Here is a 24,618-nt window from a genome sequence, read left to right as displayed (position 1 = left end):
AGCTCCATGCTGAATGATTGAAGAGAAAGCTCGATCAGACACTTGTTTCTCAGCAACTGCGGACAAGCGTTTGAGGATCAATGTTCAGTTTATCCATGAACGGTTCTATCTGCCGCAGAAACCGCCTACCATCGTTAACATAGCCGCATGTCGGCTTCACTCCCGGCGCATGGGTTTTCCAGAATGCCTGGAATCGCATCATCAAGAGTTCTCGAACGTACTTGGCAGTCATGGAAGCAAAGGCCACCGGCAGATGCAACATGTCGCCTTTGACTTGTACAATAATGTGCATGGATCCATCCCCAGAGGCTATCCGGTAACGGCTGGTCCGATCCGCTTCTTCAAGAATCTCCAGTGTCGCTTCGGGAAATGTGGTTCGAAGCAAGTTTGCATAATACTTTCTTCCCCCTTGACGATCGACAGTAACGAAGATTGGGTGCTGCCGAAATTGGTTCCATATTGATCGCAGGTGACCGCTGACAAATTCCCAGGCACACATAGCTTTAGATCCGCCGGCAGCAACCAGGCGGTTAAATCGATCTTCAAAAACCACAGCGGCATTGACATCGGCCAACCGGATTCGCAGCCTTGTTGTGGCCTCCGCCAACCGTTGGGAGGTTGCCAGAAGATCTGAACATTGGACCGCAACCGGCAGACTTGCAGTGTCGCCTGCGCCTGCGTACCAGGGTTGAACAGCGATCATGGATTCCTCATCAAATGCCAGTTTTCGCAGCAACTCATCCAGGCACTCGGGGTTGCAGCCATTTGCCCCAAGAAAGCTGAGAATGCACCGTTCCAAATGTTGCACTCCTCCAGCTGGTCGATAGAGCAATTTGGAATCGTTTATGGCAATGCGGCGACCTTTGTCCGCACAATCTTTACAAACAACTGACTTGAGGAGAGCCCACAACGATGGACACTCATCTAACGAGCAATAATTTTCCAGCACAAAGACACTGCGCACTATGACAAGGGGACCCAAAATGGGCCCGTAACCGGCTTCATCGATGCCCGCGTAGACCAGCATGGCAAAGCGTACCTCGTACGGAGTTATGTCGGCTTTTTGCTGGCGAGCTTATTCTGGAGGAGATCTCCCAGGGTTCCCATGGAACCGCCGGCCTGTCCCACAAATTTCCTGACTTCATCGGCTTCAGCGGCTTTCTCCTGGTGCTCGCCCGCCGCCGGAGAGAGAGACAGGCGCTTGTTCTCCTCGTCCACTGCGGTAATTTTCACCTCGATGGACTGCCCCACAGCGAGGACCTCACGCGGATGATTGATGCGTTTTTCTCCCCGCAGCTTGGAGATATGAATCAGCCCGTCGACCCCGTCCGTTAATGTAACGAACGCACCATAGTTGGTCAGGCGTGCAACCACCCCGGTGTGCTGCGATCCCTCCGGGTACTTGCTTGATATGTCTTGCCAGGGATCGGGCAAAGCCTTCTTCAAACTGAAGCTATAACGTTCCTTGTCCCAATCCAGCTGGGTAACAACAACCTCTACCTCCTGATCAACCGCCAGGAACTCGTGCACATCCTCCACCCTTGCATAGCTGATTTCGGAGATAGGAATCAGCCCTTCCACGCCGCCAATGTTGACGAAGGCGCCGAAGTTTCGAATGGAGGTAATGACTCCTTTTACCGTCATTCCTTCGTGCAGGGTTGCCTTGAGGGATTCTTTCTGGCGCCGGCGTTCCTCCTCCAAAACCATGCGGTTGGAAAGAACCAGGTTGCGCCCTCGCTCACTGAATTCCGTGATCTTAAAGGACAGTCGCTCACCGGCGTACACCTTGGGATCTTCAACCCGTTGCAGGCCCATCTGGGAATAAGGGCAAAATCCCCGTATATTGCCGGCAATCTTGACTTCAAATCCGCCTTTGATTTCCTTTTCAACCAATCCTTCAACAGGTATTCCGCTCTGCCAGGCTTCCTCCAGGTAACTGCTCTGTACCTCACCTCCTCCCAGTTTGGTCGTGAACAATTGTTCCTGATCCTCTCTCGGCAGATAATAGGCTTCAATGATGTCGCCCTCTTTGACCGTGATGTTTCCCTCTTTGTCAAGCAGCTCCTTGGTGGCCAGATAGCCCTCGCTCTTTCTGCCCAAATCAAGGAATATCCAATCTGAGGTAATCTTGAGTATGGCGGCTTTCACCCGTTGTCCCGGTCGTAGTCGTTGCGCGCCGACAAAGCTTCCTTCCAGCAGCTCGGCGAAACTGCCTTCATCATCCATGTCTTCTCTCTTATTCTTGTCCACTTCCATCCTGCTCTACCCTTTTCTATCGATCGTTCAATCTCAAATCTTCCCTCAAACAAATGCCTGCTTTTCTTGCCCGGCCGCAACGTTTACTTCTTTTCAGCCTGCATGATCTTGGCCCAGGTGTCGCGCAGCTGCACGGTCCGGTTAAACACCAAAATGTCATTGGAAGAGTCCGGATCGACGCAAAAATAACCCTGGCGCTCGAACTGAAAACGACTCCCCGGTGCCGCCGCAGCAACACTCGGCTCGATTTTGCAGCGTTTCAGCACTTCCACAGAGTTGGGATTCAACAGGGACTGAAAGTCTACATCCTTTTCCTCAGACGGATCGGGTTTGGTGAAAAGTCGATCGTACAGCCTCACCTCAGCGTTAAGTGCATGGGCGGCAGAAACCCAGTGGAGAGTCGCTTTCACCTTACGGCCATCCGGCGACCAACCACCGCGGGTTGCGGGATCATAGGTGCAACGGAGCTCCACAGGCTCGCCGCTCGTCTCATCTTTGATCAGGTCCACGCATTTGATGTAGTAACCGTAACGCAACCGCACTTCACGACCTGGGGCCAGGCGGAAGAACTTTTTGGGAGGATTTTCCATGAAATCGTCACGTTCGATATAGAGCACCCGGGAAAACGGCACCTTGCGCGTCCCCATGGCGGCATCTTCCGGATTGTTCACGGCTTCCAGCTCTTCGACGAGATCTTCCGCATAGTTTTCGATCACCACTTTCAGGGGCCTGAGTACGGCCATCACGCGCGGCGCTCGAAGATTCAGGTCTTCTCGCAAACAATGCTCCAGCAGCGCAAGGTCGACGACGCTGTCCCTTTTTGCCACACCGATCCGCTCGCAAAAAACCCGAATCGCCTCCGGCGTGTAACCCCGCCTGCGCAAACCCACCAGCGTGGGCATGCGGGGATCGTCCCAACCATGGACGTGACCCTCCTGCACCAGCTTCAGCAGCTTGCGCTTGCTCATCACGGTGTAGGTCAAGTTGAGGCGCGCAAACTCGATCTGCTGCGGGTGAAACACCCCCAACTGGTCAAGAAACCAGTCGTAGAGTGGACGATGATCCTCGAATTCCAGGGTGCAAATGGAATGCGTTATCCCTTCCAGTGAATCGCTCAAACCATGAGCAAAATCGTACATCGGGTAGATGCACCATTTGTCACCGGTTCTGTGATGCGATACCTTCAAAATCCGATATATCACCGGGTCGCGCATGTTCAAGTTGCCCGATCCCATGTCTATTTTGGCTCTGAGAACGCGCGAACCCTCCTTGAATTCTCCGGCCCGCATGCGTTGAAAAAGGTCCAGATTCTCTTCCACCGAACGATCACGGTAGGGGCTATTTCTGCCGGGTTCTGTGAGGGTGCCTCGAAATTCCCTGATTTCCTCGGGGCTGAGATCGCACACAAACGCTTTCCCTTTTTTTATCAATTGAATAGCATAATCGTACAGCTGGTCGAAGTAATCCGATGCGTAATACAAGCGATCATCCCAGTCAAATCCCAGCCAACGAACACTGTCTTTGATCGATTCGACATACTCGACATCCTCTTTACTTGGATTGGTATCGTCAAACCGTAAATTGCACAGCCCATCAAATTCCCTGGCAAGACCGAAATTGATGCAGATGGACTTGGCATGACCAATGTGCAGGTAACCGTTGGGTTCGGGCGGAAAACGAGTGTGAACACGGCCGTCGTTTTTATTTTTTTTCAGATCCTCCAGGATCATATTGCGAATGAAATTCGGCGGAGAAGATACGTTTGGCAAGCTCATGGTAATTACTCCGTTGTCAGCCCTTTTTGCGGTACCATATCCACAACAGGATTAGCGTCTGTAAAAAATCACCATAACATTACCTGGGAACCGGTAGATGTCGACTTATTCCAGCCTTGGAAGATCCAGCCCAACAATTTCTTAAATCGCTTCGGAGGCCGTTACTATTTTATAGAACCTTTTTAGTATCCGGGAACCATCGGCACTATCAGCCACTTGTTTCATACAGGCATCCGGATCTGCTCCTTCCCTCAGAAGGATTTCTCGGTAATGGTTTATATAATGGACAACAATGTCAGCGTCAAACTCGGGGTGAAATTGAACGCCCCATGCCCGATCACCGACGACAAAAGCCTGGAGCCGGTCCAAATCGCTTTCGGCCAATCCCCTGGCGCCGGGAGGCAAATCCAGAACCGATTGCGTGTGAAACACGTGAACCCTGATCTGACTGCCCATTCCACCCAGCAGCAGATCATCTTGTGCCAGTTCGTCGAGCCTCACGGCAACTGTTCCAATCTCGTTTCCCAGCGGGTTGTTGGCAACTCTTCCCCCCAGAGAATAGGCCAGTAATTGATGCCCATAGCAAATTCCAAGCGTTGGAATGCGGCGATCCACTGCACCGGGTAACCACTTTGCCGCATATTCACTCCAGCCCAGGTGGTCGGTGACCATGTCGTGGGAACCAGTGATCACGATGCCGGATATTTCGCGGTAATCCGGGAGTGTTTCACCGTTACTCACCTCAACGATGTTGACTTGCTCCGGTGGAATCCCCATCGCCGCAACAATCCAATCGTCGAAGTCGCCGCGGCCGGCGACAAGTGAAGGCAAGGTCCTCCCAACCTTGATTATCAACACGGGTCTCATGTTCACCACCGCAGGGCAACCGCCCAAGAATGAGACATGTGCCCGCCGGGCACAGTCCCGGAATCCTGATCAGTAAAATTTTCAGAACGCAGCGCATTTCGTAACGGCTGAAAGGGGCGCCGCCCTCTGAACCGTAATGTGAAGCTGGCAGTATAGCTTGAGGAAAGCAAAAAGTCAGTTGTCTCTGCCATCGGGCAGAATAAAACATTTTTGCCGCTTCACCGAGTTTTGGAAAAATAACATTTTAAGGCTGTTTTGCTGGGTTATAATAAATGTTTAAGAATATTGAAATAAAGAATCTTTTTCGGACGAGTGCAACATGGTGCACCTCACTCCTTATGGTATAAAAGGGAATCAGCGCGCTAATGCTTAAAAACAGCACCGGGCTTATCAGCATTAAGATTTATATTTTGTCATTGAAACAAGACTATTAATATGTTTTTTGTAATACAACTTAAAGTATAAAAGGAGTACTACCATGGCAAGATCATTGACGGAGATGACTGTAGATATTCTTACGGCTCAGCTGTCCCATCGTGACATGTCCGCGGACGAAATCGTTGATGTTTTAAATAATACATTTTGTGCGCTGAGGGCACTCAAAGATATGGAAACCCGAAGAGAACTGCAGGGAAGCGAGGCCGAAGCACCGGTGACACCGGCGGAAAGCAAGACCTTACCTTTGTCTGAATTGGTTCGCTCTGAATCTGAAGAGGAGCAGACACCGAAAGCATCTACCGAAATGAGACCGATGGATTCAATCCAGCAGGACAGAATTATCTGCCTGGAATGCGGACAAAGATTCAGACAGATATCGCACACGCATCTCAGCATCCACGGGTTAACCCCTCAGGAATATCGAAAAAAGTATCGCCTTCCCGCAAAACAGCCTCTTACTGCCCGTTCTCTTACCGAAAAAAGAAAACAAAGGGCCAAAGAAACAGGTCTCGGAGAGAAACTCAAAATCCTCCGGGAAGCCAAACGACGGTCAGGATAATAAACCTGGATTGGATGTGGACATATAAGGCGGCGCGGCATCCGTCGATGCAAGCGGTTAAAACAATGACCGCACGACCGACGGCACCTTCAAATTAATTAACCTCGGCATGCCCTGCCGCAAAGCTGTGCCATTTACCCCTCTCATTGCAACAGCATGGTCTTGTTTGTGGTGCCGGATACTGCTCGACAAACGATAGTCACGACCTGCGAATGGCTTTGCCTTTGTTCTTGAGCAGTGCATCACGATGTGCACCAGCGTTGCATCTCACATTTCCTTTGACCGCCCCCCTGGAGCCTGTACCCGATAACCCGTTGAGCAAAGATGGAATTGATTTCATCTCCACACCTGTGGCATATTCATTATCGCTGAAATTTGAAAAAGTTAGGCGAACGTATTGAGGTGCTCCGGAATTCCAATTGTTTTCTTATTCTTTATTCTGGCTTGTTTTCAATTGCTGAGAGGATCGAAAGGATGAAACCGAAAACAATGTTGAGACGAGCGATACTAGAGTGGGTGTTGAAATTTCTGAGTGCCGGTTTGCCTTTGCTGATCTGTTCATGTTTGTTGCCGCTTCCCGCCACCGCCGCAAGCAAGGTCACCGAAGTGCTGCGGCAAAAACTCGGCCATGTTGTACAGCCACGTATGCTGTGGGTGGGATGCGAAACCATTCACACACAAGAAGATCTTGTACAGTTCTACAAGGATCGTCAATTTGCACCCTTTTGGGTGAACGAACAAGGCCTCAACGCCCTCGGCAAGGACCTGCCTTCTCAATTGGCCGAAGCCAGACTCCATGGACTCGATCCGGAAGATTATCACCTGCGCTGCATTAATGCCACGATAACAGAGCTGAATGCCATTTCGCTCAGCCCACGGGAACCCACCGCACAAGCCTTGGCGGATTTGGATATCCTCATGACCGATGCCTTTATGATTTACGCATCTCATCTCACTACCGGGAAAGTGGATCCCGAAAGCCTCTATCCCCTGTGGTTTTCTCAAAAGGAAAAAGCTAATATCATCAGTGGCATGAATCGTCTTGTGAGGAGCAAGGACCTGGCTGAAACGATCAAGAGTTTTGCTCCTTCCCATCGACAATACTGGGACCTGATCGATGCCGCTCAGCAGATGGAGTCCATCATTGCAGCAGGGGGCTGGCCCATGCTGTCGCAGGGACGGACCCTGCGTCCCGGTGATCGCGATCCGCGGGTGGCAATGCTGCGCTATCGTCTGAAAGCGAGCGGTGATCTGGGGTCATCTGAACCCGATGGACAGCCGGACAAACTCGATGAAACCGTCGAGCTTGCCGTGAAGAAGTTTCAATTGCGCCACGGCTTGGCGGTAGATGGAGTGGTTGGACCAAACACTCTGCGGGAGCTCAACATTCCCGCCGAAAATCGACGTCAACAGATACTGCTCAACCTGGAGCGCTGGCGCTGGCTTCCCCATGAATGGAGCAAGAACTATGTCATCGTCAATACGGCAGCTTTCACCCTCAGTGCGCACAGGGCAAGTGAAAGCCTCTCAATGCGCGTGATCGTCGGTAAGGACTACCAGAAGACCCCGGTTTTCAGCGAGGCCATGCGCTACATAGAGATCAATCCCTACTGGAACGTTCCCCATAGCATCGCCGTAAAAGAAATGCTGCCCAAGATCAAACGCAACCCGGGGTATCTCGCAAACAACAATTATCAATTGCTCTCCGGGGGATCAGTGATCAATCCATGGCATATCGATTGGCAAAACATCAGCAGCAACAACTTCCCCGGACGTATTCGGCAAAAACCGGGAACAAGAAATGCTCTGGGACGAATCAAGTTCATGTTTCCCAATCGATTCAATGTGTACATGCACGACACCCCCGATCGTCACCTCTTCCAACGTGCCCGTCGAGCCTTCAGCCATGGGTGTATTCGAGTGCAAGAGCCAGTCGAGTTGGCGCTTTTGATGCTTAAGGACGACCCCGGCTGGACGCGCGAACGCCTGGAAAATGCCATCGCCAGCGGCAAAAGGCGGGTCATCAATATCAATTCCGATTGGATGGTTCATATTTTGTACTGGACCGCCTGGGTGGACGGCCTGGGGCAATTGCAGTTCTGCCCGGACATATACGAACGAGACCCGATACTGTGGCAGGCGCTGAATAAAAAAACGCGCCGGGCGACTGTGGCGAGCAGTGCTGCCGTAGACACCGCAACAAACTGAGTTTGAACATGCAACGCGTGACCGCTTGCACACTCGAATGCCCTGATGTCTGTTCCTTGTGGGTGAGGCGAAAACCGGACGGCACGCCGGCCATCAGAGGCAACCCTGAGCACCCTTTCACACGGGGGTTCACGTGCGCCAAGGTACATAAATTTCTGGAGCGTCTGCGCAGTCCGGAGCGCATCACCCAGCCGCGTGTTCGCAAAACAAATCGCTGGCAAACCATTTCCTGGGATGAAGCCCTGAATTTGTGTGCAGAAAACATCCAACGCTTTCGCTGCGAGCCGGCCTCCATCCTGCACATCCATGGTGATGGAGCCAAGGGCGTTCTGCAACTGGTGCCTCAATATTTTTTCGCCGCGCTGGGCAGCAGCAGGGTCATCGGCTCCCTCTGCGACAATGCCGGCATCGAAGCCTGTATTCAGGATTTCGGCTCGCTGGAAACCAATGATATCGAGGATATCCTCAATGCCCAGGTCATCGTCAACTGGGGAAAGGATCTGGCAAGATCATCCGTGCACGTGGCTGCGCTCATCCGGCAAGCGCGCAAGAAGGGCACGAGAGTCTTGACCATATCCCCGGGAGGAGACGGGAATGGACCGTTTTCCGACGTTATGCTCACCCTCAGGCCGGGAACCGATCGGTTCCTGGCAGCGGCAGTCATCCGGCTTCTCATGGAGCGAGATCGGATCGATCCACCCGTTGTTGAGCGTATCAGCAACTGGAGCGCCTTCAATCGATTGATGGAAGCCCATCCATGGCAACAACTGGCCGACCGGTGCGGCCTGTCAAACGAGAATATCGAGCAGGTTTTTTCGGCATACACTCGATTCGACAGGGTCACTACTCTCATGGGCTGGGGCTTGCAACGCCACACTATGGGAGGGGAAAATGTACGTTTTATTAACGCCCTGGCCGTTCTGTCGGGAAATGTTGGACGGATGGGTGCGGGATCGTACTTCAACATTTCCTCCATGCGCAATTTCAATACGTCCTGGGCTTCCATCCGAACACACAGAGTGCGCAGAGATTTCCTGCTGCCGGCGATCGGCAAGGAAATCCTTCGGACCATAAATCCTCCCGTCAGGATGCTTTGGGTAAACGGCAGCAATGTCGTCAATCAGGCCCCCGAATCCAGACTCGTGGCGCAAGCCTTCCAAAGAGTTCCTTTCAAGGTGGTGGTCGATGCTTTCCCGACCGATACCGCTGAACGGGCCGATCTGATATTACCCTGCAAGCTGATGTTGGAGCGGGAAGAGATCATTGGGTCTTTCCTGCACGATTACGTCCACTATGCACGGAAGATTGTCGAGCCCCCAGATGGAGTGCGCAGCGATATCGAGATCTTGACGGAACTGGGCAAGCGGCTTGATCCGGCGATTCATGTTCCTGATACCGATACCTGCTTCCGTATGGCCATAGACTCACCTTTTCTGGACATCTCGCTGGATACCTTGCGGCAGGAGGGCTTCACGCGAGCCAAACGGCCACGAATCGCCTACCACGACCTGCAATTTGATCATCCCGACGGCAGGTACCGATTGCCGCAAAGCCTTCATCCCGAACCGCAGGCTCCGCAAGACTTTCCTCTGCGTCTGCTCACTCTCATCCGCAAGAATGCGACACACTCTCAGATTCTCCCGGAAAACCAGAAGATGCCCCCGTGCGTCTGGGTTTCTCCCGACAACCCGGTTCTGCCCACCCTGCGTTTGGATCTGCCGGTATTTCTTGCATCCTCACTCGGTCGCATGCAAGTCCGGTTGAAAACCATAGCGGGGCTTCATCCGCAAGCGGTCATCTATCGACGCGGCGACTGGATGAAATACGGAGGTGGGGCCAACCAGCTGATCACCGCGCAAACGACGGATCTGGGCAACGGCACCGCCTATTACAGCCAATTTGTCCGGTTGGAAAATGCCTGCAAGGATGACCTGTGATGTACTCAATCGGCCTGCGACGTGACAGTTGCGGTTTTTCCCTGGGGCAATCTCCCGGGTACCGGCCTCTTCGCATCATTAGCCTGGCGTTTGCCGTGCTGATTTTCTTGTCGCTTGGCGCGGCCGATGCCCAGAGCCTTTTTCCCGCTACTGCAAATGAAGACAATGGACAGACCCAGCCGTTTCCTTTGCAAGGTGCCCCGGATGGCGCCCTTGGAGAACGTCTGAACGGGGTGCTGTCGCGCATTGTGCCATTTAAGAATATTCGAGCGGAGGTTCAGGATGGCGTAGTTATTCTCACCGGTACCACGCCGCGTGCCGAGTCCCGCAAAAAAGCGGAACAGCTCGTATCCCGCTTTGAAGGAGTCGTCTATGTGATCAACAACGTTGAAGTTGAATCTGAAGTAGAGACCCGAGTCAATCCGGCCATTGAAAAAGTACAGCAATACCTTGCTAAGGTCACCGATCAGCTGCCGGTAATCATCGTTGCCGTGCTGGTTGTCTTGGCCTTCTGGCTGCTCTCTCATCTGATGGCTCACTGGGATGCTCCCTTGGAGCGAATGCGCATCAACCCTTTATTGCGCGGGTTGATAAGACAACTACTGCGGACCGTCATTCTTTTGGCAGGCGTGCTCCTTGCCCTGGATATCCTTGATGTGACGGCCCTGCTGGGAGCCATCGTCGGTGCCGCCGGACTCGCCGGGCTTGCCATTGGATTCGGAGTGCGCGATATCGTTGAGAATTATCTCTCCGGTGTACTCCTGAGCCTGCGCAGCCCTTTTACCGTCAACGATTGGGTGCGCATTGATGACCATGAAGGTCGGGTAGTCCGCCTCACATCCCGGGAAATAATCCTCATGACCCTCGATGGAAATCATGTACGCATCCCCAACTCTCTGGTGTTCAAGAGTGTCATTCACAATTTCACGCGTAACCCCAAACGCCGTTTTGATTTCAAGGTGGGAGTCGGGGTCAAGGAAGACCTGGTACTGGTGCAGGAACTGGGATGCAGTACCCTGCGCGCCATGAACGGCGTCATGTTGGATCCCGGCCCGTTCATGCGCGTTGTGGAACTGGGCGATTTCAACGTCATTGTGCAATTTTTCGGCTGGGTCGATCAGCGCACGGCCGATTTTCTAAAGGTCAACAGTGAAGCCATCCGACTGGTGAAGACGGCCCTGGACAAAGCCTGCGTGGAAATGCCGGAACCGATCCAGACGGTTCGCCTCCGGCAGGTTTCACTTTCCGAAACCAGCCGGCCGCCCGCGAAGAAACCGATTCCCAAAGAGTTCGTGGAGCAGGAAGTGAAAAAAGCGGATGTCGCCCTGGACCGACAACTGGAAGAACAGATCGAGGAGGATATTGCCGCTTCAGATGAGAAGAATCTATTAAAAAATTAAGTTTCCCCTGGCGACGTCATCTTCGGGCAACAGCACCTTATCCCAAACGGAGACCCACGGTCTGTGGATCGCCCGTAAGTGGCCCCCCAGCCGTTACTCACCCTCTTCGCTCGCAATTTCCTCAATGCTCCGACCTGTGATCACCGATTCCGGCTCGCTGCTGGTGGGATTTCTTCCGGCATCCGCCTTTTCATCTTTTTTTTTGATGAGCAGCCATTGCTCCTTGTTGCCCCTTCCCGGTTTCCCCGTACGAATCAGAGCATATCCGCCCTGCAGCTTCTTCCCTTCCAGCCATACCTCTATTTTCCCCTCATCCAAACTCCGCCCCATCCCGGCCCGATCCTTTTCTTTTTCCTCCCTGAGGTTGCGGTATGTACCCGCATCCCAGACCAGAACCGTTCCCCCGCCATATTCATCCTTGGGAATAACGCCCTCAAAATTTGCATACTCCAGGGGATGATCTTCAGTGGGGACGGCGAGCCGCTTTTCCCGCGGATCTGTTGAAGGACCCTTGGGCACCGCCCAGGACTTGAGGACCCCGTCTACTTCCAGCCTGAAATCGTAGTGCAGACGGCTGGCATCATGCTTCTGAATGACAAAAACCGGTTTTCCGGATGATGTCACAACTTTTTCCCCCGCCGGTTCACCGGTCTTTCGAAAGTCACGTTTGTCCCGATAAGTCTTGAGAGAATCCTTCCCCGGCATGGTTCGCCTCCTTCAACGCTGCACTTTATCCCCTGAGTCACCGGTGTTGAACCTGACATCCTGCAGACAGATTTCCCACCTCCTGCCACCTCCATGGGTTGGCCGCCTTTTCTTTTCCCGCTCCCCTGCAGCGGCAACAACAGCTCAGGAAGTTCTTCTTAATCAATATAAGAAGAGAGTCAACGAGGGGAAAAAATTCGACCTCATTACCGGCAACCCTGCCGGAACCTGCTCCTAATGGTGTGTCATTTCTGGTGGGTCTTCACGCCTCGAGTGGTGTTGCCAAAAAAAACCTTGCAGGGTTGCTTTTTTCATGATACAAAAGTTTCTGTTGAAACAATCTCAGTAGATATGGAGTGATCAAAAATATTTAGACATGAATTCAGCGGACCGAAAACAGGACACGGGAGAAATCATTCATTCAATCCGTCGAATTGTGCAGGCGGGAGAACACTACAGTAAAGAGCTGGAAAAAAGCATCGGGGTGAGTACCCCTCAACTTGCGTGCCTTTACGTTTTGCGTCAACAGGGGCCGTTGCCGTTATCCCAGATTGCCAAACAGATCATGGTCAACTCCAGCACGGTAACCGGAATCATCGACAGGCTCGAAAAGAAAGACCTGGTGACACGAATAAGAGATCCACGAGATCGTCGTATGATCACCATCCAACTGACCAGGAGCGGGGCGACACTGGCAGCGCAAGCACCGCCCTTGATCCCATCAAGTATCATGCAGGGACTGATGTCCCTGTCGGATGAGGATTTCAACAAAGTTGTGTTTGGGCTGAACAAGCTCGCCGGCCTTCTGGACGGTGCAGCCCAGGAGCTCAGCCAGGAGCATGGGAAACGGTGAAAAGAGCTCATTATCGGACAGACGCCCGAACTGTGATGCTTGTGATCATTGCACGACTCTGTTTCAGCTGAACCAGGTTTGTTTTGTTGGGCCTTGCACTTGCCGAGGAGAGATATGGAAAATTTACAATTTGCAGAACAGTTGGTACCTGCCTTTGCTCCGGACAAGGTGGCTGTGCGCCTGGGCGGCAGGAAAAATCGCCGTTTGTCGTATGCCACCAGGCACAAAGTGCACCTTTCCAGGGAGAAGCTGCGTGATTTGATCCAACCCAGGTTCACATATCAAATCAAAGCGATTCAGGACAATTACCGTGGGCGTATCATTCTGAACGACCAGACGGAATTCAGGAGTCCCAAGCTGGCCAGAACTCTCAAAGAGAGCTCTCAGCTGGTTTGTTTTGTTGCCACCATCGGGCGAGGAATTGAACGGGAAATCAAGAAGTTGATGCACCTCAACCAGCTTTCCGAAGCGTACATACTGGATGCCATGGGATCAGTTGCCATTGAAGACATGGTCGAAAAATTTCAAACTCGTATGACTGCAGAACTGGGGAAGAAGCGCTTGAAATCCACCCTCCGATTCAGCCCGGGCTATTGCGACTGGCCGATCACGCAACAACAGCAATTGTTCGCCCTTCTGAACACGGACGACATTGGTGTGAAGCTCACCGATTCCTGCCTGATGAGCCCGAGAAAATCCATTTCCGGAGTTTTTGGCATCACCTCACGCAAGGCCGATCCCTACAACCCTTGCGGGGACTGCCGCAAGACCGGCTGCGAGGCAAGGAGAAGCAGACCAGCATCAGGTTGAGGGACCTGATTGCACCATCACCATAAAGCTGCCCTGATACAGATAAGGAAGGAACCCGAATGAACGTTAGAAAAGGATTGCCCGGAGGCCAATACAAGCCCCTCCAGGAAGCCGATATCGAAAAGATCCATCAAACTTGCATGCGTGCCTTTGCGGAAATAGGCATCCAGGTCAACTTCAAACAAGCGCGGGAACTGTTCCGCAAGGCGGGAGCCGAAGTGGATGAGACCACCCGGATCGTCAAGATACCTGCCGATTTGGTTCAGGAATTGATCAGCAAGGCTCCCTCGACAGTCCGGTTATGCGGTCGGGATGAAAACGGCGAACTGGATTGCGACATCGGCGGAACCAAGGTCTACATGGGAACCGGCGGTACTGCCTTAAACGTGCAAGACCCGGGCAGCAACGATGCTCGAAGGGCCGCATTGGAAGATGTGAAGAACATGGCTCGAATGGTCGATGCCCTGGACAATATTCACTTTTACATGCTGAATGTATACCCCGGCGACCTTCCGGTTGAACAAATTGATGTGAACCGCTTCGGCGCCGCCCTCAATTTCACGCGCAAACACATCATGGGCGGTGTGTACACTGTCGAGGGAGTGCGCGATGTCATCAAGATGGCGGAAATCATCGCCGGATCCCCGGAGAAACTGCGGGAACGCCCGTTCATTTCAATGGTAACCTGCAATATCAGCCCATTCAAACTGGATGAGAGCTACATGCACCTGGCCATGGAAGCGGCGCGCAACCGCATCCCCCTGGTGGTTCCGGCCGAGCCTTTGTGTGGAGCGACAGCGCCCATAACTCTGGCGGGCAACGTGGTGGTACAGACGGTCGACACTCTGGGCGGTATCATGTTCACCCAGCTGGTAAATCCCGGAACCCCAGTATTCTTCGGATGCATCTCCTCCATCACCGATTTGCGCGACATGAAATATCTGTCAGGGGCCGTAGAAATGGGCTTGATGAATGCAGCCTCTGCCCAGATGGCCCGATTCTATGATCTGCCGCTCTATTCAACTGCGGGCATGTCCGATTCCAAGGTGAATGACGGCCAGGCCGGATACGAATCGGCCATCACCGGTCTCATGGTCGCTCTGGCCGGCGGCAATTTTATCCATGACGCAGCAGGATTTCTTGAATTCTGCCTCACCGCTTCCTACGACAAATTGGTAATTGACAACGAAATCATCGGCATGGTCATGCGCGCCGTGGAGGGCATCCAGGTGAATGAGGCCACCCTCGCCTTTGACGAACTGAAGAAGGCCGGTCCAGGGGGACACTTCGTCTCCATGAGACACACCCGCCGCTACATGCGAAGCGAGCAGTATGTGCCCCAGTTGAGCGACCGGGAAAACCGCGACAAATGGCAGGCGGCGGGTGCCAGGGACTCGCGTGCACGGGCCGTTGAGAAAGCCAGAGAAATTCTGAACCGCCCGGAGCAGCCCGTGCTTGCAGCGGAAATTCGAAAGCGCCTGGTGCAGGAGATAGACGGGCTGCAACTGGAGCTGATGAAGTGAGTTGCGGGCCGGAAAAAGGGTTACCAAAAACCGTCAAAACGCCCCTGTGGAATCTGTGGGATGCAGGTCAGCTCAGTCGGACAGGCAGAGCGCTGCAGCAATTCGTTGCTCGACCACACGGCGTTACGCCGGGGGCTAACTCAAACATATATTGGAGCTGAAAACTTATGCTCGTTATCGGGGAAAAGATCAATGCAACACGATCTTCCATCAAGGAGATCATACAGAACAGGGACGCTGCCGCTCTTCTGCAGCTGGCAGAAAAACAGGCGGCGGCAGGCGCCGGGTACATTGACGTCAATGTCGGTACGGGGGTCGGTACATTAGAAGATGAAATGGATTCGATGCAGTGGGCGGTGCGAACCATCCAGGATAGTCTCGATACTCCGCTTTGCATCGACAGCGCCGATCCCAAGGTCCTGGAGACGGGGCTGAAAGCCAGAGACGGAAGACCTTCCATGATCAATTCCACCAAAGCCGAGCAGAAGGGATTGGATGAGGTCGTGCCTCTCGCCCAAAAATACGAGGCGCTCCTGGTGGGTCTGACCATGGACGAATCCGGCATTCCCAAGACTGCAGATGATCGATTGCGCGCAGCGGATAAGATTGTCGCCGCCTGTGAAGCACACAGAGTGCCCCTTAAAAACGTCTATTTTGATACGCTGGTCATGCCCATCAGCACAGATGTCAAGCAAGGCCTGGTCACTCTGGAAACCCTCACCCAAATAAAGCGCAAGTATCCTGAGGCAAAAACCGTTTTGGGGCTTTCGAACATTTCCTACGGGCTCCCCCAGCGCAGCAGAATCAATGCCGCTTTTATGCAAATGGCCATCTATGCCGGGTTGGATGGGGCCATCATCGATCCCTTGGACACGGAATTGATGGCTGCCATTACATCGGGGGAGGTTCTGGTTGGCAAGGATCGCCACTGCCGCAAATACATGCGAGCGTTTCGCCATCGAACTTAGCGAATATCTCAAAATTCCCCTTCGTCGTCACTCCGACGCACGCCGCGGGCCAGGGGATCCCCGGCCCCCTGGCGATTTCCAAAGGTAAATTTTCATCAGGAGGATAGTGATGATCGAATCTTATAGAGAAGGAGTGTTAGTCAATCCTTACGAGAGGCTCAATGAAGAGCAGGTGAAATGGCTGGATGAAGCGTCGTTGAGCATTCTGGCCGACCCCGGCGTGTGGTGTTACAACGAGCGCGCCGCAAAGCTTTTCCAAAACCACGGCGCCAAAGTCAGCGAAGAAAAGGTCACGGGGACCACCTGCTGGCGGGTGAGCTTTCCAGCTGGGCTGGTCAGGGAGGCCGTTGCCAAGGCTCCTTCCCGTCTGGTACTGGGAGCCAGAAAACCGGAAAACCGGCTGCTGCTCGATGCGCAGGTGCCGCGCGTGTACTTTGGTTCGGGCTCGGAAGCCAATGTCTGGATCGAGACGGAGCTGCAGGAATTTGTCAGTATGAACAACGGTGACGAGAAGATCCGAGTGCCCCGTTTCAAGCAACTGCGCGGAACGACAGCTCTGCTCAGTCGAGCTGCTCACCTGTGCGAACAGCTCGACAACCTGGACTTTTTCATCCGTCCATTGAACATCCAGGATAAAGAGATCAACCAGGACAACCATGACGTAAACAAGTTCTTTGCCAGCCTCAACAACATCACCAAGCATGTTCAGGCTGGGCTGACCAGTCTCGATAAGCTGCCGGATGTGGTGCGCATGGCTGAAATCATTGCGGGGGGGCCGGAAGCTCTGCGGAAAAACCCGCTAATATCTTTCATCACCTGCGTTTTCAAAAGCCCCTTGCAGATGGTGGCGGACACTGCAGACAAAGTCTTTGCCATCGTCGAATCCGGCCTGCCGCTGGTCATCTCATCCTCCCCGCAGGGTGGCTCTTCGGCGCCCATTCAAGAAGCGGGGATGGTCGCCCAGATCAATGCCGAGAGTCTGGCCGGCATCACCCTCACCCAGTTGATCCAAGAAGGGGCCCCGGTACTCTATGGCAGCGTGCCGGTGAGAGCGCGCCTGGATGATTTACACGACCTGTACGGCTGCCCCGAATTCAATCAATACAACATCGACTGCGTGCAACTGGCCCGCTATTACAGGGTGCCCTCCTACTCGACGGCCGGTGTGGGTGATGCCAAGGTACCGGGAATGCAGGCCATGTTTGAAAAACTCCTGACCCACTTGTACATGGGCATGAGTGGCGCCCAGTACGTCCATTATGCCTTCGGCCTCCTCGACCGCACAAATTCGTTTTGCCCCTTGCAGGCGGTCCTGGACGATGAACAGGTGGGTAAAGTCAAGCACTGCTTGCGCGCTCCCAAAGTGAATCCAGATGAGGTGCAGGATGTGCTCAAGATGGTCAAGAAAGTGATGGCTTCAAGTCATCGGCTGTATGCCCGGCATGCACGTAAAGCCATGCACAGCGGTGACATTTCAAGCCCGTATCGTTTCGAGGCCAAAGGCATGGAGGACAAGGTCATAGAAAATGCCCTGGCCTATATGGCGGAGCTTGAGGCAAGACCGGCGGACCGTATTGACGGTGCCCTGCAGGAACAAATTTTCAAGGAGGTTCCGGGCATTTTGCCGACCTTGAAAACAGTCTGATGTGAGGCACCGACATTTACAGATGGACCTTAGCCAAGCCGGCACATAAACAAAATACCAATCAATCTAATCGACAGGAGTGACACAACCCATGGACAAACAGGAACTTCTCGAAAAAATTGCATTTAATGTCGTACAGGGGAGAGTGGAGGCCGAGGACGAGGGATTCGATCCAGGGCTCGAAGGCCAACCCGCCGTCACGGAACTGGTGGAGCAGGCGCTGGAACAAGGCATCGATCCAAAAGAGATCGTGCTCGCATCTCTGACCGAATCCATGGAGCAGGTCGGAGAAAAATTTGAACGCAACGAATACCTGATTCCCGACATGCTGGCTTCGGCAGAATGCGTCGGGGCAGCCATGGATATCCTTTCACCCCACCTCATGAAGGCCGGCGTGGAAAGCAAGGGCAAGTTTGTCATCGCAACGGTATCCGGAGACTTGCACGACATCGGCAAGAATATCGTGGCCATCATGCTCAAGGGGGCAGGCTACAATATCATCGACCTTGGCACCGACGTTTCTCCGGAACGAATTGTTCAAGCGGTCAAGGAGCATCAAGCTCCGTATGTGGGACTTTCCGCCCTTTTGACCACCACCATGCGCGTGATGGGTGAGGTGGTCAGCAAGCTCAAGGAAGAAGGGCTGCGGGACCAGGTCAAGGTGCTCGTCGGCGGAGCCCCGCTATCCGATCAATTCGCCAAAGAGATCGGTGCTGACGCCTACTGTAAGGATGCCTTTCACGCCATCGACAGCCTGAAATCCATGGCCGCATGATTTTCCCTGCTCAGCGGGCAGTGGGCTATCGGCCTGGCTGCGAAGGCATTGGAACATACCTGTCCCGAGCACAGGCATTATAGCCCGCGCATTCTTTTCAGAGGACGAGTAGTTTGAAGATTGACCAGGGAGGATTCACCATGGCTGAAAAAACGGCATATTCGCAGGCCTTTCACTCGGGCAGATATGATAAGGCATCGGGCCTTCTCGGCAAATACGACAACGTCAGGAGATTTTGGGAAGACCAGGTCACCAGCATTTTCTTACGTCCAGCCCTGAACGATCTTGTCGAAAACAAGAGAAAGCGATTGGAACGGCTGCGGGTGCTCGATCTGGGATGCGGCAGCGGCGACGGCTTCGATCTCATCATGGGCGTCACCACCAAAGATCCCGGGATTTACGAATACATCACCGCCGCACTCACCGACGATATGCTCAAAGAATATGTCGGGTTGGACCTCAATGAGGACCTGCTCAGGCAAGCCGAAGAATATTATGGTCAGGCCCCCAAGATGCGGTTTGTGCAAGGGGATCTGACGCATGGGCTGCCGCCTCAAATCATGCAGGAGGAAGAGCCCTTTGACTTTTACTTTACTTCGTATGGAACACTCAGCCATTTTCACGATCACCAGGCGGTTGACCTGGTCGCGGATATCAGCAAGCACGCGCCGCACAAGGCCATCGTCATGCTCGACTGGCTGGGACGCTACACCTACGAATGGCAGAACCTCTGGCATCATCCCGTCGACCAGGAATACTTCATGGACTATCGCATTTCCTACATTTATCCTGAAGATCAACGCGATAAGGTGGAAGTGGCGTCGTTTCCTCTACGTCTCATGAGCCGGGACGAAATCATGAAGATCGTCGCGGAGGCATCGCGCAAATCCGGTGTCCAGGTCAAGCCTCTGGTCTTTTTCGATCGCTCCATTTTCATCGGCCGCCACATGGATACCGGCGACTACAACAAGAACTGTCCCAAATTGCGAGGCCCCGTCAATTCACTGTTTGAAAGCTATGTGCGCACCGATCTGGAAAGCCTGTTCGTGAATTATGTTCCGCGCCAGGGCTTCGCACCTATCAACAACTTCTTTGAGATGTTTTTCATGTCGTGCAATGCCCTGGTGGAATACACCATCTCCTTGTTGAGCAAATATTCATGCGACACGGCCACTTTTCAGTCGCCGCCCGCACAAGTGCTGCCCTATTACCCTGAACCGCTCAAAGAGGCGATGCACACCATGAGAAGAGTTGTCGAAGGGGTGGGCTGGGTGAAATTTGGGGACGCCCGGGCCAACATGATCGAATCGCATCTGGCCTACTCGCTGCGCAAACTGGAAATGGAGCTGCAGCCCGGGACGGGCATGGGACACGGCCTGGTAGGAATTTTTGAGATCAATAAGTAAGCTCGAACAGGAACCGCTTGGGTGTTGTTGAGTACGGTCAGCACCCGTCAGGAGATCCGGCAGCGCAGCGCTTTGGGAAAACGGTTTTGTGAGTCGATGCCGGCCAAGGAGTAAAGGAATGTGTGGCATTGTAACCATGTGGGGTGGAGCGGATGTTCCCTTTGTTAAAACCATGATGGCTTCCCTGGTCCACCGGGGACCCGATGCAGAGGGAACCTTTGTCTCGGCCAAGGGACCTGGAATACTCGGGCATCGACGTTTGAGCATCATGGACCCCGAGGGCGGAGATCAACCCATCTACAACGAAAACCGTAACAAGGCCATAATCGCCAATGGAGAGATTTACAATTACCCTTCATTGTATCCCGAGCTTTCCACCAAGCATCGTTTTGCAACCACCAGCGATAGCGAAGCCGTCTTGCACCTCTATGAGGACCACGGAGCCAGTGTGGTGGAAAAGCTCGACGGCATGTACGCCTTTGTCATTGCAGACAATGACAATATTTATGCGGCCAGAGACCCCATTGGAATCAAACCTCTCTACTACGGAGAGAAAGGCGCCAGCCTGGTTTTCGCATCCGAGCTCAAAGCGTTCCCCAGGGGCGTGGTTAACATCACCGAGTTCCTTCCGGGGACCTTTTATCACTCGGCCAGGGGATTTCAAACTTTCTATCAAATTCCAGACCTTGCGGTGGAACAAGCCCCTGTTGAAAAATATCTTGAAAAGGTCCGAGAGACCCTGGAACAAGCAGTCGCAAAACGATTGATGAGCGACGTGCCGCTGGGCGCATTTCTTTCCGGAGGCTTGGACAGCAGCATCATTGCAGCTCTGGCCAAGAAGCATATGGGTAAACTGCACACTTTTTCGGTGGGCATCGAAGGCAGCCGGGATCTGGATGCGGCTCGCCTGGTCTCCCGGCACCTGGGAACCATTCATCACGAATATGTGCTCACCGCCAGAGAGGTTGCCGAAAGACTACCGGCAATCATCTATTACCTGGAGTCCTATGACCAGGATTTGGTGCGCAGCGCCATTCCCTGCTTTTTCACCGCACGCCTGGCCGCCGATTACGTTAAGGTCATCTTAACAGGCGAGGGCGCGGACGAATTGTTCGGCGGCTACACCTACTATAAGGACATTTCAAATCATGAGGTGCTTCACGGAGAATTGCGCCGCTCGGTTGCTTCGTTGCACAATATCAATCTGCAACGAGTTGATCGCATGACCATGGCTCACTCCATCGAAGGACGAGTGCCTTTTCTCGACCTGACCATGATTCGCCTGGGACAGTTGATCCCGGCGGAGCTGAAGTTGGTTGGCGCGCCACCCATAGAGAAGTGGGTTCTGCGCAAGGCCTTCGAGGACCTGCTGCCTTCCGAGATCATCTGGAGACCCAAAGAGCAGTTCGACGAAGGAAGCGGAGCGGTCGATTTGCTTGAGGGAACATGTGCCCACCTCCTATCGGAGAGGGAGGCGGCTGATTATCGTTTGAAGCATCCCGAAACAACCCTCAGGTCAAAGGAAGAATGCTATTACCATCAGCTTTTTATGCATGCTTACGAAAATCCTGAACCGTTGGTCACCAATGTGGCACGCTGGGCGGAGCGGCCTGCCTGGACCGCCTCTTCCGCTAATTTTTGATTGAAGCCCGTTGGTGACCGGTCTTGCAATCAAGAGGTCCGTTCCTGTAACGGGCCTTTTTGTTAGGAAACTCAACAGCAACAGGAGCTGAACTATGAGTGGATTTGTTGTCGCCTTTGGACAGCCGAACCGCGCTGACATAACTTCCATGTTCGAGAGAATCCGTCATCGCGGACCCTATGTCCAAGGCATTTATGAAAACGGCAGAATCATAGCGGCGCAGAATTATTGCCGGGCGGATACCTCAGGGGCGGGGATCGGAATCCAGGTACCCGCCGTTTTGCCACGCAACGGCAATGTGCGCATCTGCTACGACGGACAAATGGGCAACTGGCAGGCGTTATCCAGTGATCACTCCACCGTCGATGGTCCATACCGGGAAGAACGGCTCCTTCTCAATCTCTATAAAGAGCATGGTAGTAAGATGTTGGACCTGTTGGATGATGCCATCTTCTCCCTGGTTGTCTGTGATGGAGAGCGGATTTTTGCCGCCCGCGATCTCCTGGGAATAAAAACTCTGTTCTACGGCTGGAAGGACGGCACCCTTTTGCTCGCCTCGGAATTGAAGAGTCTGACGGCGGTCACCAGTGATGTTTATGAATTTCCGGCCGGTCATTATATGACCAACGACGGCCAGACGATCCGATTTGCAGATCTACCGACGGCCGCTCCCAAGCCACTCGATGCCGACTTGGATACCATGACCGCCGGGGTGCGCGACATCATCCTCAAGAGTATCCGCAACCGGGTGGACTTCAGCGAGCCCACTGCCAGTCTGCTGAGCGGCGGCATGGACAGCAGTGTGATCGCTTATCTTGCCAATCAAAGGTACAGAGAAAAATTCGGCCCGAACGAGCGGCTCAAAACCTTCGCCATGGGGGTTGGGGAAGAGAGCGGGGACATCATCAGCGCCAGAATCATGGCCGAACATATCCAATCGGAACACCATGAAATGATCGTCGGGCTGGATGAAGTCATCAAGGCCCTGCCGGAGGTGATCTATTATTTGGAGAATTTCGATCCCTCCCTGGTGAGGAGCTCCGTATCCAATTACCTCATCTCCAAGTACGCCAGGGAACAGGGTATCGAGATCCTACTTTCCGGTGAAGGGGGCGATGAGATCTTTTGCGGCTATACCTATCTCAAGGATTTTCCGCCGGAAGAGCTGTTCACCCGGCAAATGCAATGTATTGCGTTCCTGCACAACAATGCCTCCCTGCGGCTGGATCGCATGAACCAGGCCCATTCCATCAAGGTTGTGGCACCTCTCATTTCGGGCGAACTGTTCCGCTACTCCCTGACGATTCCTCCCGAATACAAACAGAAGTCCGAGGGGAACGAAAAGATCGAAAAATGGATTTTCCGAAAAGCCTATGAATCAGCTTTGCCCGAAGCCATTACCTGGCGGTTGAAACAGGAATTTTCACAAGGATCAGGATCAGCAGCTCTGCTGCCGCGCTACTTCGATGATGTGATAACAGACCGGGAACTGAAGGAAGCTCAGGAAAGCTACCCGATGGTGCGGAGCAAAGAGGAATTCTATTATTTTCGCATCTTCACCGACTATTTCGGCAGCGACAAAGCAGTCAAAACCGTTGGACAGTGGATCTGTCTGTAGAGTTTAAAGGAGAAAAAAATATGAGCAAAATCAACGCGAGGCACGTGTTTACTTCGGAATCGGTTGGCCGCGGTCATCCCGACAAGGTCTGCGACCAGATATCCGATGCCGTCCTCGATGCCTGCCTGGCAGTCGATCCAACAAGCAGAGTAGCTTGTGAAACCGTTGTGGGACACAATCTTGTGTCCAACGTGGGGGAAATCACCTGCTCCGGCTGGGAATCCATCGATACTGAAAAGATTGCCCGTTCGGTAATCCGTGAGATCGGCTACGATCACCCCGATCTCAAGTTCTGGCACGAATCCTTTGAATACCTCAGCCGCATACACGGTCAGTCACCCGACATCAGCCAGGGAGTCACCCGAGGAGAAGGACTTTACGAGGAACAAGGAGCCGGCGACCAAGGCATGATGTTTGGCTATGCCACTAATGAAACTCCGGAATTAATGCCTGCACCGGTCGCCTTTAGTCATAGGCTCCTGCGAGAATTGGAACGATTGCGGCGCGATAACTCCATTCCCTATCTCAGGCCCGATGCAAAAAGCCAGGTGTCGGTGGAGTATGCAGGCGGCAGACCGCAGCGTATCACCAGCGTGGTGATCAGTCATCAGACCGCCGAGATCCCCCTGGAACAAATTCGCCGCGACCTGATACAAGTTGCCCGGGACGTTCTGGGCCCGACCAGGATGCTCGATAAGGAGACCCATTTCTATATCAATCCTACTGGAGCCTTCGTGTTGGGGGGCCCTTACGCCGACGCCGGGTTGACCGGACGCAAAATCATTGTAGACACTTACGGAGGAGTAGGCAGCCACGGCGGAGGCGCTTTTTCCGGTAAAGACCCCTCCAAGGTCGACCGCAGCGCCGCCTATTATGCCCGTTACGCAGCGAAAAATCTTGTTGCTGCCGGCTTGGCCGACAAATGCGAAATCCAGGTGGCCTATGCCATCGGGGTGGCCCGTCCGCTGAGCATCAATGTCGCCACGTATGGAACCGGAGCCGTCACCGAGAGTGTGCTGCAGGATATTTTGGAAAACAGCGGGATTTTCGATTTTCGCCCCGCTGCCATCATCGACCAACTGGGACTTCTCGATCCAGGCGATTGGTCTTACCAGCAGACTGCCGCCTACGGACATTTCGGCCGTAATCGATTCCCCTGGGAAAAGGTGGATAAAGCCGAGGATCTGCGTAAAGCGGCCGAGCTTAAGGAAGTCGCTTGATATGAACCGAAAC

Annotated in this window: 19 protein-coding genes; 14 read left to right on the top strand and 5 right to left on the bottom strand. The window is 53.4% G+C overall.

The features are described 5' to 3' along the window. Positions 1-49 precede the first annotated feature (49 nt). The 4 genes from K1V27_RS04875 to K1V27_RS04860 all read right to left on the bottom strand — a co-directional run bounded on the left by K1V27_RS04875 (position 50) and on the right by K1V27_RS04860 (position 4,898). Entirely contained in the window at positions 50-1,027 is a 978-nt protein-coding gene (locus tag K1V27_RS04875; RefSeq protein WP_258928435.1) for a hypothetical protein, read from the bottom strand. 23 nt (positions 1,028-1,050) lie between these two features. Then, a complete protein-coding gene (rpsA, locus tag K1V27_RS04870; protein ID WP_258928434.1) occupies positions 1,051-2,256 on the bottom strand; it encodes a 30S ribosomal protein S1 in 1,206 nt (401 codons plus the stop codon). 83 nt (positions 2,257-2,339) lie between these two features. Next, a complete protein-coding gene (locus K1V27_RS04865) occupies positions 2,340-4,031 on the bottom strand; it encodes a glutamine--tRNA ligase/YqeY domain fusion protein (protein WP_258928433.1) in 1,692 nt (563 codons plus the stop codon). 141 nt (positions 4,032-4,172) lie between these two features. Next, positions 4,173-4,898, bottom strand: coding sequence for a glutamine amidotransferase (locus K1V27_RS04860; protein WP_258928432.1), 726 nt, complete (start codon positions 4,896-4,898; stop codon positions 4,173-4,175). A 478-nt stretch (positions 4,899-5,376) separates the two neighbouring features. Between K1V27_RS04860 and K1V27_RS04855 the strand changes: the two genes are divergently transcribed. From K1V27_RS04855 to K1V27_RS04840, 4 genes are all read left to right on the top strand, one after another. Continuing rightward, positions 5,377-5,895, top strand: a complete 519-nt coding sequence (locus K1V27_RS04855) for a Ros/MucR family transcriptional regulator (protein WP_258928431.1) — start codon at positions 5,377-5,379, stop codon at positions 5,893-5,895. A gap of 474 nt (positions 5,896-6,369) precedes the next feature. Next, positions 6,370-8,103, top strand: a complete 1,734-nt coding sequence (locus K1V27_RS04850; RefSeq protein WP_258928430.1) for a L,D-transpeptidase family protein — start codon at positions 6,370-6,372, stop codon at positions 8,101-8,103. Positions 8,104-8,111: 8 nt separating this feature from the next. Further along, positions 8,112-10,040 (top strand): molybdopterin-dependent oxidoreductase, encoded by a 1,929-nt coding sequence (locus K1V27_RS04845; protein WP_258928429.1) that lies wholly within the window; start codon positions 8,112-8,114, stop codon positions 10,038-10,040. Next, positions 10,040-11,440 (top strand): mechanosensitive ion channel family protein, encoded by a 1,401-nt coding sequence (locus K1V27_RS04840; RefSeq protein ID WP_258928428.1) that lies wholly within the window; start codon positions 10,040-10,042, stop codon positions 11,438-11,440. Before K1V27_RS04845 ends, K1V27_RS04840 begins: the two co-directional genes overlap by 1 nt. Positions 11,441-11,533: 93 nt before the next feature. Here the strand turns inward: K1V27_RS04840 and K1V27_RS04835 are convergent, their stop codons facing one another. After that, positions 11,534-12,145: a DNA polymerase ligase N-terminal domain-containing protein gene (locus K1V27_RS04835; protein WP_258928427.1), complete on the bottom strand. Its 612-nt coding sequence runs from the start codon at positions 12,143-12,145 to the stop codon at positions 11,534-11,536. A 376-nt stretch (positions 12,146-12,521) separates the two neighbouring features. Here K1V27_RS04835 and K1V27_RS04830 point away from each other — a divergent pair, with 376 nt between their 5' ends. The 10 genes from K1V27_RS04830 (at position 12,522) to metK (ending at position 24,605) form a co-directional block, all read left to right on the top strand. After that, entirely contained in the window at positions 12,522-12,998 is a 477-nt protein-coding gene (locus tag K1V27_RS04830; protein ID WP_258928426.1) for a MarR family winged helix-turn-helix transcriptional regulator, read from the top strand. Positions 12,999-13,112: 114 nt separating this feature from the next. Continuing rightward, positions 13,113-13,808, top strand: a complete 696-nt coding sequence (locus K1V27_RS04825; protein WP_258928425.1) for a vitamin B12 dependent-methionine synthase activation domain-containing protein — start codon at positions 13,113-13,115, stop codon at positions 13,806-13,808. A gap of 59 nt (positions 13,809-13,867) precedes the next feature. Continuing rightward, complete coding sequence (locus K1V27_RS04820; RefSeq protein ID WP_258928424.1) at positions 13,868-15,331, top strand: trimethylamine methyltransferase family protein; 1,464 nt, start codon at positions 13,868-13,870, stop codon at positions 15,329-15,331. Between the two features lie 167 nt (positions 15,332-15,498). Next, on the top strand, positions 15,499-16,299 hold the full coding sequence (locus tag K1V27_RS04815) for a dihydropteroate synthase (RefSeq protein WP_258928423.1): 801 nt from the start codon (positions 15,499-15,501) through the stop codon (positions 16,297-16,299). A 109-nt stretch (positions 16,300-16,408) separates the two neighbouring features. Continuing rightward, on the top strand, positions 16,409-17,944 hold the full coding sequence (locus tag K1V27_RS04810) for a trimethylamine methyltransferase family protein (protein ID WP_258928422.1): 1,536 nt from the start codon (positions 16,409-16,411) through the stop codon (positions 17,942-17,944). Between the two features lie 91 nt (positions 17,945-18,035). Then, the gene (locus tag K1V27_RS04805; RefSeq protein ID WP_258928421.1) at positions 18,036-18,719 is read left to right on the top strand and encodes a corrinoid protein; all 684 of its coding nucleotides are present in this window, start codon (positions 18,036-18,038) and stop codon (positions 18,717-18,719) included. A 140-nt stretch (positions 18,720-18,859) separates the two neighbouring features. Continuing rightward, positions 18,860-20,125, top strand: a complete 1,266-nt coding sequence (locus tag K1V27_RS04800) for a class I SAM-dependent methyltransferase (RefSeq protein WP_258928420.1) — start codon at positions 18,860-18,862, stop codon at positions 20,123-20,125. Positions 20,126-20,243: 118 nt separating this feature from the next. Then, positions 20,244-21,767 (top strand): asparagine synthase B, encoded by a 1,524-nt coding sequence (gene asnB, locus K1V27_RS04795; protein WP_258928419.1) that lies wholly within the window; start codon positions 20,244-20,246, stop codon positions 21,765-21,767. 94 nt (positions 21,768-21,861) lie between these two features. Next, a complete protein-coding gene (locus tag K1V27_RS04790; protein ID WP_258928418.1) occupies positions 21,862-23,385 on the top strand; it encodes an asparagine synthase-related protein in 1,524 nt (507 codons plus the stop codon). Between the two features lie 20 nt (positions 23,386-23,405). After that, on the top strand, positions 23,406-24,605 hold the full coding sequence (gene metK / locus K1V27_RS04785; RefSeq protein WP_258928417.1) for a methionine adenosyltransferase: 1,200 nt from the start codon (positions 23,406-23,408) through the stop codon (positions 24,603-24,605). Positions 24,606-24,618 lie beyond the last annotated feature (13 nt).

Origin of the sequence: Desulfoferrobacter suflitae (genome assembly GCF_022603395.1) — a bacterium.
Taxonomy (GTDB): Bacteria; Desulfobacterota; Syntrophobacteria; order Syntrophobacterales; family Syntrophobacteraceae; genus Desulfoferrobacter; species Desulfoferrobacter suflitae.
The sequence above is the reverse complement of the archived record's forward strand: the minus strand, read 5'-3'. Positions and strand labels throughout refer to the sequence as shown.